This is a genomic window from uncultured Senegalimassilia sp., from assembly GCF_902464545.1.
Lineage (GTDB): Bacteria > Actinomycetota > Coriobacteriia > Coriobacteriales > Eggerthellaceae > Senegalimassilia.
Map to the genome: position 1 here is coordinate 1 of NZ_CABQJR010000039.1, position 14,143 is coordinate 14,143.

At 60.2% G+C, this 14,143-nt stretch carries 9 protein-coding genes and 1 pseudogene; 5 read left to right on the top strand and 5 right to left on the bottom strand.

What is annotated here, in order from left to right:
• Positions 1–128: 128 nt before the first annotated feature.
• The 3 genes and pseudogenes from RDW26_RS08920 to RDW26_RS08930 all read left to right on the top strand — a co-directional run bounded on the left by RDW26_RS08920 (position 129) and on the right by RDW26_RS08930 (position 3,404).
• Positions 129–1,703, top strand: a pseudogene (locus RDW26_RS08920) (VirD4-like conjugal transfer protein, CD1115 family).
• 13 nt (positions 1,704–1,716) lie between these two features.
• The gene (locus tag RDW26_RS08925; RefSeq protein ID WP_307983326.1) at positions 1,717–2,469 is read left to right on the top strand and encodes a hypothetical protein; all 753 of its coding nucleotides are present in this window, start codon (positions 1,717–1,719) and stop codon (positions 2,467–2,469) included.
• 287 nt (positions 2,470–2,756) lie between these two features.
• Positions 2,757–3,404: a hypothetical protein gene (locus RDW26_RS08930; RefSeq protein WP_307983327.1), complete on the top strand. Its 648-nt coding sequence runs from the start codon at positions 2,757–2,759 to the stop codon at positions 3,402–3,404.
• A gap of 279 nt (positions 3,405–3,683) precedes the next feature.
• Here the strand turns inward: RDW26_RS08930 and RDW26_RS08935 are convergent, their stop codons facing one another.
• Genes RDW26_RS08935 through RDW26_RS08945 form a run of 3 tightly spaced genes read right to left on the bottom strand, consistent with a single transcriptional unit; the run spans position 3,684 to position 9,597 of the window.
• A complete protein-coding gene (locus RDW26_RS08935) occupies positions 3,684–5,861 on the bottom strand; it encodes a hypothetical protein (protein ID WP_307983328.1) in 2,178 nt (725 codons plus the stop codon).
• Positions 5,845–8,898, bottom strand: coding sequence for a hypothetical protein (locus RDW26_RS08940; RefSeq protein ID WP_307983329.1), 3,054 nt, complete (start codon positions 8,896–8,898; stop codon positions 5,845–5,847). The genes RDW26_RS08935 and RDW26_RS08940 overlap by 17 nt, the downstream gene beginning before the upstream one ends.
• 24 nt (positions 8,899–8,922) lie before the next feature.
• Positions 8,923–9,597 (bottom strand): hypothetical protein, encoded by a 675-nt coding sequence (locus RDW26_RS08945; RefSeq protein WP_307983330.1) that lies wholly within the window; start codon positions 9,595–9,597, stop codon positions 8,923–8,925.
• Positions 9,598–9,868: 271 nt separating this feature from the next.
• Here RDW26_RS08945 and RDW26_RS08950 point away from each other — a divergent pair, with 271 nt between their 5' ends.
• Entirely contained in the window at positions 9,869–10,849 is a 981-nt protein-coding gene (locus tag RDW26_RS08950) for a WYL domain-containing protein (protein ID WP_307983331.1), read from the top strand.
• A gap of 30 nt (positions 10,850–10,879) precedes the next feature.
• Here the strand turns inward: RDW26_RS08950 and RDW26_RS08955 are convergent, their stop codons facing one another.
• A complete protein-coding gene (locus tag RDW26_RS08955; protein ID WP_307983332.1) occupies positions 10,880–11,116 on the bottom strand; it encodes a helix-turn-helix transcriptional regulator in 237 nt (78 codons plus the stop codon).
• Positions 11,117–11,649: 533 nt separating this feature from the next.
• Positions 11,650–12,846 (bottom strand): MFS transporter, encoded by a 1,197-nt coding sequence (locus RDW26_RS08960; protein ID WP_307983333.1) that lies wholly within the window; start codon positions 12,844–12,846, stop codon positions 11,650–11,652.
• Positions 12,847–13,654: 808 nt separating this feature from the next.
• Between RDW26_RS08960 and RDW26_RS08965 the strand changes: the two genes are divergently transcribed.
• Positions 13,655–14,110, top strand: a complete 456-nt coding sequence (locus RDW26_RS08965) for a transposase (protein WP_307983334.1) — start codon at positions 13,655–13,657, stop codon at positions 14,108–14,110.
• Positions 14,111–14,143: the final 33 nt, after the last annotated feature.

A 14,143-nucleotide genomic window follows, 5' to 3' on the forward strand; every position in this document is an offset into this window, starting at 1 on the left:
TCCCCACCCCCCCATTCACCAGCGCAAACCTGTAGCAGAAAGCGAAAGCAGCCATGATAGACAACCGTGCGAACGCCCGCGCCGCCTACGCGGGGCAGCTCATCCTCACCTCCGAACACGCCGCGAGCATGGACTCGTGGGCGACCGGTCTCAACAACAACGTGCTTGTTCTGGGCTGTTCCGGATCGGGCAAAACGCGCAATTTCCTGAAGCCCAACCTGCTGCAGTGCGAGGGTTCCTACATCGTGCTCGATTCCAAGGGCCGCCTATATGACGAGATGGCACCGTATTTACGGGCCCATGGGTACGTCGTCGACCGCCTTGACTTCACCACCATGGACGGCGAGATCGGCTACGACCCGCTCCACCACGTTCGCTGGCGCAAAGGCCATCCTCTTGCGCAGGACATCATCGCGATCGCCAGCGCGCTATTCCCCCGTGCGGACATGGGCGACGACCCGTTCTGGGCGGGCGCGGCGGCTAACTATGCTGCAAGCTACATCGCCTACGTGTTCGAGGCGTTGCCCGACCGCGAGTGGAACATGGCGTCGGTGGTGAGCGTGTACGAGCAGGCGTGCGAAGGCAACGCCGACGCGCTGTTCGCCGACCTTTCCAAGTAGGACCCCGATAGCTATGCGGCTTCGCTGTTCCGCCGCGCAAGGAGCACGGCGCGCGCCGACAAGATGCACTCGAGCATCATGGGCATCATCGCCGCAAACCTGCTGCCGCTGACGTTCGACGGCGCACTTGCATCGTTTCGCAAGGTGCAGCAAATCGACTTTTGCGACCTTGGGCGCGAACGGCGCGCTCTGTTCGTGACCATGGACGACATGGACCGCAGTTTGGTGCCTCTGACCAGCCTTTTCGTACGCCAAGCGTTCTCAAGCCTGTGCGATTTCGGGGACATGTGCTGCAATGACGGCCGGCTGCCCGTGCCCGTTCGCTTCATGTTGGACGATTTTGCGAACCTAACGCTGCCCGGCTTCGACGACGTGCTCTCCGTCATCCGCAGCCGCGAAGTCAGCTGCACCATCATCTGCCAAACGGTCAGCCAGCTTGAGGCGCGTTACGACCAGGCGGTGGCGAACTCGATCATCGGCAATTGCGACCGGCACCTGGTACTGGCATTTCAGGACGAGCGGACTGCGAAGTATTTCGCGCTGCGTGCCAACAAGCTGCCCTCGACGCTTCTCGAGACGCCGGCCGGAAACTGGTGGCTGTTCGAGCGCGGCCACCGCGGCGTGTGCGAGCCCGCCTATGCGCTCGAGCAGCACCCGAGGTATCGCGAGTTTATTGCGAGTTGCGAGATGTCTACGGGGTGGGAAGTTTCCACGAATGGCGAGGCGACTGCAGGCTGGGATGAGCTTGCGAACGGCGAAGCTGCTGCGAATGACGAAGCTGCCTCGAACCGCGAACTTGCCGCGAACCTTAAAGCGCCCGCATGCTGCGAAGCTTTTGCGGATTGCGAGGCATCCATAACCTGGGAAGTACCCGAGGACTTCAAAGCTGCCGCTAATGACGAAGCGCCCGAGAATTGCGAAACGGCTGCAACCTGGGAGGCGCCGGAGAAACACAAAGCATTTTCGATCTGCGAAGACGACGATCTCGACTTCCTTCCCCCGCCGGGGCCGGACGACGAGATCTGGATCGACACGCTGCTCGACGCCGACAACCTGGACAGCGATTCCGGCGCTGCAGCCTAAGGAAGGAGCGAAGATGAGCGAAATGAACGTGCGCAAAAGTCCGAACGAAATGAGCACCTGCGCAAACTCGGGCAAGGCAAGCACCCGCAAAAGCCAGAACAAGACGAACGCCTTCGCAAGCTTTAACGAAGCAAACGCCCACGCAACTTTAAACGAGACGAGCGCCCGCAAAAGCCCGCGCGAAGCGGACGCCTGCGCAAACCCGAACGGGGCAAGCGCACGCAAAAGCCTGAGCGAGCGTATCGCCCACGCGAACGCCATGCGCGTGGACGGCGCATGGAACACGCCGGACGAGCAGCTTGTCGAAGCCGAGCGCAGAACCCCGTTTCAAGTTTGCGACATATATTGCGTGCACGCCGAGGAGCTGCTCGCAATCACGGGGCAAATCTCGGCCGCGCTGCCGAGCCGCGCCGCATATCTCGCACGGACCAACCCGCAAGCGGCGACGCATCCGGACAACCGCTCGGTCAAGGCGCATACTCAGGTCGGAAACCCCGCGTGCGCCTTCGTCTGGGAGATCCGCAACAACAAGGAAGGCGCGCTGGCCAAATCGTCGGACGCGCAATACGCCAAGGCCCTTGACGCCACGGATGCGCTGAAGGACCTCTGGGAAGACGAGCCGTGGCTCGACGAACTGCAGATCGCGAAGGCGCTCATCGCGCAAATCGTCCTACTCGACGACGACTTGCGCGCAAAAGTCCTCAAACGCGCGAACATCATCGCCAAGGAGTGCGCCGACACTCTCGCTCCGTACCTGCGAAGCTGAAAGCGGCAGGCAGCGCGAACACATCCTAGGCCGAATGCCGCTGTTCCGACCCGTCCCCGAAAACCCAAAGCCTACGGCAGACGACAGCAAGGGAGCTTTTGACACTTCGCCAAGAGCTTCCTAAGCACATCGGAGCAATCGATCTGAGCACCACGGCGGACAATCACCGTCCCCCGAACACCCGCTTCCCTACCCTGCTCGATGGGTCAAAACCGGTAACTTCTCGCAAAGGATCGCGCGGCCCAACGCTAGAATCTAACCGTTCGAACCAAGAGGAGGAGCGGCACGTGGCCCAAGATTTCTACAATCTGCTTTACAACGGATACACCGGCGAGTACCAGCTGATGAGCTCGCTGTACCGCAACGGCCTGGACGCGCTTCGCCCGCCCGCGGACATGGGCATCGACGTGGTGTCGCTAAACCTCAAGCAACAACTTGAGAAGCCGGGCACACCACCCGAAACGTTCTTTTTCCAAGTCAAGACGGCGGTGACCACCGTCAGCGAGAACCCGAACCGCCCCGGCGCGTTCGCCGTGGTCGAGTTCAAGCTCAAGGACAGCGAGGTGGACCTTCTCGCCCGCTCGCGCGACCGCGCGCTGTTCTGCTACGTGTACAACAGCGAGGCCGGAGCGCTCACCGACGCGTTCGAGGCGCCGTTCATATGCTTCTGGCTTGACGGCACGCTCATCAAGAAACTCAACGAGGAAGGCGCGTTCTTCCGCAAAAAGGGCGAACCTAAGCTGACTCTGGCCTGCCAGCTGCGCAAACCCACGCACGAATACGGCCACTGGTACGCCCTGATAGTGAATGAGAAGGGTGAAAAAGTCGAGAACGGCTTCCTGGGAATCGTCGGCGGAGAAGGCTCCCCGGCCGACGACTGGGCAGAACACTACAGCGTAGCCGGCTACCTAGAATACGCCCGCTGGGGGCTGTAAGACGAAAGGGCGGGTCGCGAACAGGGGACGGAGGTGTGTTCACGAGCGAACAGGGGACGGAGGTGTGTTCACGAGCGAACAGGGGACGGAGGTGTGTTCACGAGCGAACAGGGGACGGAGGTGTGTTCACGAGCGAACAGGGGACGGAGGTGTGTTCACGAGCGAACAGGGGACGGAGGTGTGTTCACGATTTTCCTGAACACACCTCCGTCCCCTGTTCGCTTCCGCGGCGGGGCGGGTCCGCACCCTGCCCCGCCATCATTGCAAGCGCACCCCCACTCAACCTCGTTCGCTCTGCTGCTGCGTTCGCATCCATTCGCGGAGGTACTTGAAGGGCAGAAGCAGCACCGAGGCGTTGCCCAGGCGCGCGATGGGCACGACGAGCGTTTCGAGCAAATCAGCGAAGAACGGATTCTCGCCGTTGACGCTGCGAACGCTCCTGATGACGCAGCCGTTTTCCCGACCCGTCCGGCTTAGGCCATCGAAGTTGCTCACCCAATACAGCAGCGAATCGTCTTCCCGGATGCAATGCATCTTAACGATCGGCTCGTACGTTGTCGCAAGCGCTTCCTTATCGCGTGGCACGCCGGTCAAAAGGCGCCTTGCGAACCGCTCATCCAGCCGAGCGTCCACCAACTCTCGAATACGCCGTGCCGTATAGCTTCTATCGATCATCCTCGCAGCATCCACAACCAGGGAATTGAGCTTCGACGCCTTCACCAAAGGATCCGGCATTTCGTAAACCTCTTCACACAGCGCCCGCAGCGCAACATCAACGGCGGGGTCTTCCGTAAGAGTCGATACCGCCTCGAGCACATCGCTTTTCGGCAGCGACCAGTCGATGCTTTCCACGGCGCGCTTGATCGTGACAAGGTCAGGGACGGGAAATCCATCCGTCACCTCGATCGCATCGATGTCGCCGGCGGCGTTGACCACAAAGCCCTCCGTCTTATACGACCACTCGCTTGTGAACACGTCTGCGAGCTTATCCCACTTGGAACCCGAGACGGCGTTGTCTGAACACCCCTGATAGAAGGCCAATGCGCCCGTCGGGTTCACCTCAAGGAACGAATAACGCCTTGGCGACTTGCCCCTCTCGCGCTCCTTCTTTTCCTCCTTCGACTCGGGCCCGCACAGCGCAAAAACCAGCGGCCCGTCGCACTCGAGCTCACTCCAATCGTACAAGCGCATCGCACCATCGCAAATATCGCGCTTAACCGCGGCCTCGACCAGGCATTTCGGAATGACGAAACGCATGCCGCTGTCTTCCTTCGGCTTACCGAACTCGGATTGCACGGTCTCGACGGCCAAATGCTGACATGCCACGCCTTCAAGCACGGAAGCGGCATAGGGGTCGTCGATCCCCGAGTCCTTGTAATACGCTTTCTCATGAAGGATCAGCAAGTTGTTGGCACCGGCGATGGCGCTGTCCACGATGCGCGGGCGCGCGCCGAGATGCTCGTCGAACGCAAGCCAATCGGCAACAAACTCGCACGCCTTCCTACTTGCAGCGTCTTTAGCGACGTCAACCACCACATACTCGTCCCGCGCAAACCATGCGGGGTAATCGACTTTCATCAGCTTCTTGGGAACGGGGGCGCGCTTGGAATCGTCAATCGCTTCGAAAGATATGCTTGCCATGCCCGCATACGTCTCGTTAAACCGCTCGACGACTTCCTGGATAACCCCGCATTTCGAGTTCGCAAAAGCCTTCCGATTGCCGTATTTCAAAAACGGGATCTTGCTTTTCTTCCCCTCGTACTGCTTCTGGATGAAAACGTTGTCAGCCTCAGGGCTTTCGCCCGGGGAAACGCGACGCATGGTTGGGCCATCGAAATCGACCACGTACCGCGGGAACTCGCTTTTCTTCCTGTCATCGAATATCAGACCGGCGGCATTTGCCCTGGTGAACGTTCTCACGTTCACCTTCAGCAACAATTCCGGCGTCACCTTGAGCTCCAGCCCGATAATGTGCAGATTGCGCCCGCTCTTCGTTTTCTTAACCCAATCCCTGCCTGTTTTGAAGCAATAGAGATGCCCAGTGACGTTTTGCAGGGACGGCCCGTTCTCGCTGTTGCCCGCAAAAAGCGCGTTAAGCAGCAGCTGCACCAAGACGTGCTCCGGTACATCGCGGCTTGGCACCTGTTTTGGAAGCAAGTTTGTTGCCACGTCGGCCGGCTCCAAATCCTCGTCCTCGATAACGCCGCCGTAGCTGTTCTCGAAATGATCGCGGAGCCCCCTCACCGACGCAAGGCCTTTTGGGGCAAGGATATAGAACGGATCATCCCCGCCTTGACCGAGGATCGAGAGGATATACGGGGCGCCAAACGCCTCGAAAACGCGCGACGACCAAGAAAGACGGCCTTTGCCCTCTTTCGTCACCTCGAACACGTCATACCGCGCGTCAAACTCCTCGTGCGCCAAGGAAATGCTCAGCTTGTTAGTCAGCAATGCCATCGGTAAACCTCCTTATAGCTTGAATCGCCGTTTCATCGAACGAGCAATCGCCTTTGGCGAGAGCCGGCACCACAAGAAGCCTTCGCCCGTCTTTTGAGCGGTGCGTCTCCCGATAATCGCCCTCGTCAGGAGGCAAGACGTTAGCGACGATGGCCTTCTTGGCGTCGATCGCCTCCATCTTCGCGAACACCCAGTCGATGAGCTTCTCCGAGTCCCATCCCGTTCTGTCCGAGTGCTTTTTCCAGTGTTTGAAATCGATAAACACCTCTTGATCGCCCAGCGTGCCAGGCAGCACGAAGTCGAATTTCTCGAACCTGAAAGCGTCGTCGATATCCGCAACCGCAATGCCGCTTTGCTCGAGGACGAAACGCCCGCACACTTCGCCAAGGCGCCCCTTGTAGATGCTCTCGGCGACGATGGGGGTCATGATCCTTGTCGAGGCCTCCCATTTCGTAGCGTATCCACACTGCTCGAAATAGCTCCGCATGCCAGGGATGCGCATGAGCGCGTCCAGGCGCGCCGCCTTCTCGCTCACTTCGAAGCTTTTTGCGCCGACAGGCGGATCGAAGAGCACTTCGACCGACGCGAAATCATCTTTTGCGGTGTAGCGATACGACGTCCTTTTCGCATCGAGCTCGACGTAATAGCATCGCTCCATATACGGGACCTCGCTCCAACCGTCGGGAAGCGTCGGGTATTTGAGAACCTGATTCCCCAGGTCAAACCACGCCTTGCGAGCATCGGCCCGCCAGCCGGAGCCCAAAAGCGAGTTAATGCAGGCCCGCGACCTGTCGGACGCGCGCGCCGCCCCGTGCTGCAAGCGCTTGGCGCCCTTCGAAGGCTGGGGAATCGGCTCATCGAACGCGTCCACCATCGCCCCGAACTCGGGCGTGAACGTAAGCCCGCACGACTTCAGCACGCCTAGGGGAACGCCTTCCATAAGGCGGGCGTCAGCGAACAGCCTGATCACCGGCGTCTTCATGTTCGTCCTGCTCAAACGACCCACAGCCTGATACACCTGCTTCGCCCCGAACAGCCGCGCGCTATCGGTCGCCTTGTAGCCGTAGTCCATCCCGGAACCGCCAAGCGCGCGCAACGCCTCCGAAACGCTCCTGAGCAACGCCCCTCTGCTGATTTCGGCATTCTCGTACAGGTACTCGCATCCCAAGATATGATGCACCACCTGGTATTCGTCCACTTTCTCGTTTCCGGTGATCACCGGGGATGTATGGGTCGGGGCCTCCACGTACAGGCAATCGAAATCCATTTCCCCAGATGCGGGGCGATCGTTGATTTGAACGGGGGTTACGCCTTCGGGGATCTTGTATTGCAGGTTTTGCCCCGCACCCGCGGATTGATACGCCGTGATCACGAACAGCTTCTCGCCCGCCGCCAAGCGCGAAAGCGCCTGCTTCTTCGCACGTTCGAATTCCTCGTTGCCACCGCCGAGCACGCAAAACGCGTCGTCCACGTTGCCGTCGATCCCTAGCTGCTCGAAGACCATCCCGAACATGTCTTTGAGCTTTAGCAGGTCGAACTCGCCTCCGCCGGCCTTCGGCAGCGCGTTCAAAACGCAGAGCATGGCGTGAGCATCGTCGGCTTCCCAAAACCATTTGAACGCGGCGCAGACCTTCAGCACTCGCCGCTGCCCGAACGTCGAGCGCCCGTCATCGGCGGAAAAATCCATCGCGACCTTGTTGAAGGCCTTGCGAGCAACAGCCACATCATCGAACACGGAAAGCCACGCTTTCTCGCTGTACTCCCCTTCGGGGTCCACGTCGAAAACCTTGCTGACGCGAATCTCAACGCTATCGTAGCGGCTTACGCTGCGCTGGTAGTCTTCCTCGATTCCCTGCCGCTGGTCCGCATCCAGCATGATGCAACGGTCGCCGAGAGCCGCCTGGATGTGCTCGATATCGTAATTGCCCAGGACGGACGGTATGTCTAGGGACGCAGAAATGCCCACGACGAAGTTGCGACGGCTCAATTCGATAAGTTTGCGCTCTGCCGTGCAGGAAAGCGCGCAGCGCTCCATGCGCGTCAACGTGTCGTGCTGCGCGGACTCGGTGAACGCGTGCACCCTGAAGCCCTTGTGATACAAGCTCAAATCTGCCGGATCATCATCCGTTGCCCCGTCGTCGGCCGCCGCGCGACGCGCCCGCTCCTCATGCGCCATCTCGATAACGCGGCGGCGCGCCGGATTCGACTCGCCATGCACCTCGTCCATCATGTTCAACTCGGACAGCACCGTGCCGACAGCCTGGTCGAAGCTGATTTCGGGACGCTTTCCCTGATCGGCATCCTCGGCCACGACCGCTTGGTAGTTCTCAGCAACGCGGGCGATCCAGCTGACGATCCACCTGACAAGCCCTTCGAGCCTGCTCAGCAGCAACGGGACGGAGTAGGAATCGGCTTCGCGCAGCCCCGCCATCAGAGTCTCGCCCACGGCATAGGGCGGAGTGCCCGAACCGAATTCGATGGTGTTCTGGCTTTCAAGGAAACGGATCGCCGACCAGGAGCTGTCTTCGACATCGACGATATGGCTTTGGAAGTCGTTGAAGAGAAACGGCTGGTTCTTGTAGCGCAGCCTATCGCTCAGGCGGAACTGTTTGTCCAGGTGCAGCTCGAGATAGACCTCTTCCGCAGCGCTCACGATGCCGTTGAACTCCGCACGAAGCTCAGGCCCGCAGCCGATTTTGTCCGAGGGGCTACGGAACAGCTCGCTCGTGAAAGCCGCGCCTGCGTTGCCGTCGCCGCCCTTGCCGTCAATCTGGCGACCCTCGAGCGCGCGGCCCATAAGCATGCGGAACATGCTTACCATGTCCGCCATCTTGCCAACGCTTTCGCGAATCAGAAAATCGTTGATGACGCTCTTCGATAGCTCGAACTCGTCGATAATCACGACCGAGCCTCGTAGCAAGTCGCTTTCCCAAATGCTTTCCGACGGCTCGATGATGGGGGAATTTTTCACCAACAGCTTGTTCACGCTCATGAACAGCACGCGCTTCTTGTGCGTCAGGACCGATGGATACAGCACTCTTAGCCACTCCCACCAGGCACTTTACTCGACCAGTTCGCGTTTCTCCTGCCGCGTCATCAAGCGGTAGCCGCCTTCGTCAAGCTTGCACATGGATGCAAATACCGACGAAATATAGCGTCGAAGTTTGCTCTCGGCCTTCTCCGCCTCCTTCTCAGCACCTTCGATCGCCTTGCGCCGGGCGGCGCCGACATGCAGAGGGAGGTTCCTCGTCTCCTCGAGAATCCGTTGTAGCCTCTCCGCTTCTTGCAGCTCAGGAAGGTTCCGGATGTTGAATTCGGCCTTGATGACCGCGCGCTCATTCGACCCGGGCTTCTTGGGTCCTTTTTTCCAATAGGAGAACGGGGCGCTTGGCATAACGCCTTTTGCGGCGTTGATATTGCTTTGGAACATCCCTAGATTCGAGTCGAGCTTAACCACGTATGCGGCAAGCTCGGGACGGCCGCGCTCATCGAGGATTTGCAGCAACTCGTCAACGGGAAGATTCCGCTTCACGTTCGTCACAAAGACGAACCGCCTGCACTTCGGCCCAAGCGCTATAAGCTGATCAGCGATATGGCTCATGGACGAGTACGTCTTGCCCGCGCCAACCGGGCCAGCCAGCAAAAGCAGCCCGCATTGCTCAGGATCAACGCCGATGGACTGGCCCAAAACCCGCTCAATCCCCGAGCGCCTCCTGATTTTCTCCGTTTCCGCCACACCTACCTCCAATCGTTTCCGCTAGGCGAACAGGGTGAACAGGGGACGGAGGTGTGTTCAGGAAAAGGCTTGCACTTCCCGAAGACGCATCCTGAACACACCTCCGTCCCCTGTTCACCGTCCCTGTTCACGCATACCTGCACACCAGTTCGTTTTTACCGAGGTCATCAGGCCATTTGCATAAATGGTTGCTCATAAGCGTAGTCAACGGGTTAGAATTTTCACGACCTTATCAGGTCGTTATAACGGCTTTTTTAGCAAGGACGGCGCTATGACCAGCAAACAGTCAAACCGATGCGGAGCCAAACATAAGCACCGTCTTATGACGGTGAAGATGATTCTCGAAGAGGAGAGCGACCGAACGCATCGGTTCTCCGTCAAGCAACTGCTCGATAGGCTTGGCTTGCCCCACACCGAGGCGAACCAGCGCGCGGTTCGCAGCGACATCAAAACGTTGCAGGATTTCGGAATCGCCATTACGCGAGAGAAACATCGAACATTCGAATATTACATCTCCTCGCGGCGATTTCGGCAAAACGAGCTTAAGATGCTTATCGACATCGTTCAAAGCTCCAGATCGATCGACGAGCAAACGTCAAGAGACCTCGTGGAATCCATCCTCGCCCTTGGGTCGCATAGCGAATCGCAATCCCTGAAAGCCGAGATTCGCCTGGGTCGCCGACCAAAAACCAAAAATAATCAGGTATTTCGGAATATCGAGGTTATCCAAGGGGCGCTAGCCGCATCGCCGCGGCACAAGGTATCCTTCGAGTATCTTGACATAGGATTCGACCTGGAGAAGAAATCCCGATACAGGGAGACCAAGACGGAAACCCCGATTCTGCTCACGCACATCAACGACTGCTACTACATGGTTTCCTTCAGCGAAGAGCGCGATAAGGTCATAGCGCGGCGACTCGATCGCATGGAACAAGTTCTCGACACCTGCGTGGACGGCGCAGTAAGCGCGAAAATCAACGCTTTTGACCTAGAGGATTTCGAGTGCACGCAGTTCGGCATGTTCTTAGGAATATCAAAATGGATAACGCTTCAGGTCAAAGAACGGAAGATGATGAACCCGTTGTACGACCATTTCGGAGACAGGCTCAAAGGACACGTTGCAGTAAATCCCGACGGCGAAACCGCACGAGTGCGGGTAAAGGTAATCGACAGCCCCCAATTCCGTGGCTGGATAGCCGGCATGGACGGCAAAATAGAGGTTGTTGAACGGCAGCCCGCCGCCGCGCAATGAGTTTTCGCACCCGCCGAGGTAAACGCTGCCTCATTCGGTCACCTCCACATCCGCGCCCTTGGGCACGATCACCATGCGAAAACCCAGCTGCTGCAGATAGCGATCGACCTTGACCGCCGACGCGTTCTTGCCCGTCTCGAGCGCCGAGAGCGTGACCGACGAGAAGCCGAGCTTCCTCGCCATCTCCACCTGCGTGATACCGCGCGCCCTGCGCGCGTCCCGCAGGAACTCGCCGATGTCCTCGTATGAGTAAGCGTTGGTCCACATGCTATGCCGCCGTTCAAAATACTTTGTATTTGCCTCAATATCAGGAATGTTAAGTTTTTTGAACGGCGAAGCCGAGAGTAAGAGTGTTAGTACGCGAATCGTCGAAGCGCGCAAGTCGCAATGCGGGCGGCGCGAACACTACTCGTGACTTCTGGGCGGTTTTGCAGGCCGAATAAGCCCAAAATGCCGCACGGCGCCAACGTTTCCCCAGGTCGGCGAAGCCGGCGCCGCATAACACCCGCGGAAAACCACCCAGAAGTCCGAACCCATGGCAAAATCGGCGCCCGTTTCCTGCAGAACCGCCCAGAAGTCGCGGGGGGGGGGCGCCCGCGGGCAAGGCCGCGGGCGCCGTAACGATCAACATATCGCTTGAACTCGGCCGCGTACTTGGGCGATGGAACTCCCATCCCAGGGTCCAATCCTCCGTTGCGAACATCATGAACAATGAAAAGTCCCCTGTCGGCGGAATCAGGGGAGATTCAGATTCGCTTCGAGCGCGCATCCACGCGCCGACAATCGCCGGCTTTTGCTTGTTAGCCTTTCCGCGCGCCGCGTCGCTCGATCGCGGCGACGCCGAGCGAGAACGCAAGGCCGGCCGCGGCGAGCGCAACCAGAACCCAAATGGCGGACGCAAGGCCCGCGCCGTCGCCCAGCGCACCGAGCATGGGCGACGCGATGCCGCCGACGGCTACCGCCACGCCAAAGGCGAGCCCCGACGCCGTGCCCAAATGCTCGGGCAGATACTCCTGCGCCAGCGCCACGGCGGGCGGGTTGAAAAGATTCAGGCACATCGCCAACACCATAACCGCCACCACGCAAAGCCACACGCTGCCCGAAAGCAGGAACGAGGCAAGCGACGCCACCATGAGAGCGAAACAGCCGATCATGAGGCGCGGCGTGGGAACGCGACGCGATGCAAAGCCAGCCGAAGCCGTTGCCATCGCGCCGAAAATCGAGAACACAGTGATAAGCAGCGAGGCGGAATCTTCCGCCGCATTGAACGTGGCCACCAAGTAGAGCGGGAAGAAGCTGGTCACGCCATAGAACACGATGGAGCGAACCGAAAGCGCGCCGAGCACCACGCCGAACGCGCCCCAGCGGTCGCGCTTGCCCCGGCCCGCCAACGAGCCGCCTCCGCGGACGCCGAAGGCCAGGAAGCGCTTGCTCAGCGCAAGGAGCACCAGCGCGTACGGAAGGCAGAGGACCAGATACACGAGCGTGCCCGAAAGCCCGAACGCCGTAACGGCGGCGACGCTGATGATGGGCCCTAGACAGAAGCCTATTTGGCCGCCGACGGAGAAGATCGACATGCTCATGGCTTTGTCGTCGCCGCCGGCCAGGTATGCCAAGCGCGCCCCTTCCGGGTGCAGCATGGCATTGCCGATCCCCGAGACCATTGCCGCCAAAACCACCAGCCAATACGACTTCAGCACGCCCACCAGCGCGATGCCCAAGCCCGCAAGCGCCACGCCGACCGACATGAGCCACGGACGCGCCTTCTTGTCGCCCATGAGCCCGAACAGGGGTTGGATGACCGCCGACGCGACGTTCGACGCCAAAACCAGCGCCGTTATCTCAGTGTACGAGAACCCGGATTGAATCACCAGAAACGGCAGCACCGAAGCTAAGCCGCCCTGCGCGGCATCGACGCAAATATGCCCGCCCATCAAAACGAAGGGCAGCTTATTGGACTGGCCGCACTTCTTGCCCTTATCTTTGTTCCCGCTCATAACCTGCACTTTTCTTCAATAACCAAACAAACGCACGCCGCATGGGACAAGGTCCAGCGCCGTTTTTTTTGCGCGCAACCGCGCAACTCGGCGATCCCGGAGCGCCTTGCCGCCGCCTAACGGCAAAAGCCGACAGGAAGAGGGTCTCCCTCCCCCGCACGAAAGCCGCCACGCACCAGACGCGCACGCCGCGGCGATGCACGATTGTAATCGCACATGAACAGGGGACGGAGGTGCGTTCGGAAATGAACACACCTCCGTCCCCTGTTCACGCTCGCGAGACCCCCCGCGCAAGGCACGCCCTTTGGCACCCGTCTCACCCCTTGCGCCCCGCGAATCCGGCCCGCTTCGCAGCGTTTGCTGCCCCACCCTTGCCGCCCGCAAGCCCCGTTTGCGACTTCTGAGCGGTTTCGCAAGCCGAACCGACCCGAAACGCCGCGCGGTGCCGACGTTTCCCCAGGTCGGCGAAGCCAACGGCGACAACCCCCGCCGAAAACCGTCCAGAAGCCCAGGACCCATGGCGAAATCGGCGCCCGTTTCCTGCAAAACCGTCCAGAAGTCGCAGGGCACAAACGCTTGCTGAATAGCGACACGCTCTTCGCTTCAAAAACAGGACCCCCAGCGATAAACTCCAGGCAAGCAAGAAAGTCTTCAAGCGGAGTCGGGAAATCGGCGCACTGAGCGTGCGTCGTCACGCGCGAGGGCGAGCTCCTGTCAAGCAGCCCCCATTCCCAACAGGGAGAACGCCATCGACGGGCTCTACGCGCAGTATCCGGGCACGCCGGTCGTCGTCGACCGGGTCCGCAACATCGGCTCGCTCGCGCTTTCGCGCGCCAAGCTCGCCGGGATGCCGCGCGCGTACCTGCCCGGGCTCGCCGCGCACGGCGCCTCGAAGCTGTTCGCCGGAGACGCCAAGACCGACGAGCGCGGCGCGATGGTCATAGCCAAGACGGCGCCGGGCATACCCGACGCGCTGCTTGCAGTGGCCGACAGGCCGCCGGAAATAGAGGCCGCCAGGTCGCTCGCCGCGCAAAGGGACTTTCTGACCCGCGAGAACGCGCGCAGCAAGAACAGGCTCCGCAGCATATTGCTCGAACCGTGCCCGGAATTCGAGGCGCAAGCCGACCTCTCGGACCCGGCGACCCTCGAACTCATGGCCGCCGTCGGCGGCCCGTGGTCGATATCCGAGGCCTCGTCGCAGGCCGTCGGGACGCTCACGCGCGGCTGCAGGCGCGGCGAGCACCTAGCGCGCGAACTCCCGTAAGAGCGCGTCTTCCACTTCCCGAAGCGAAAGGGC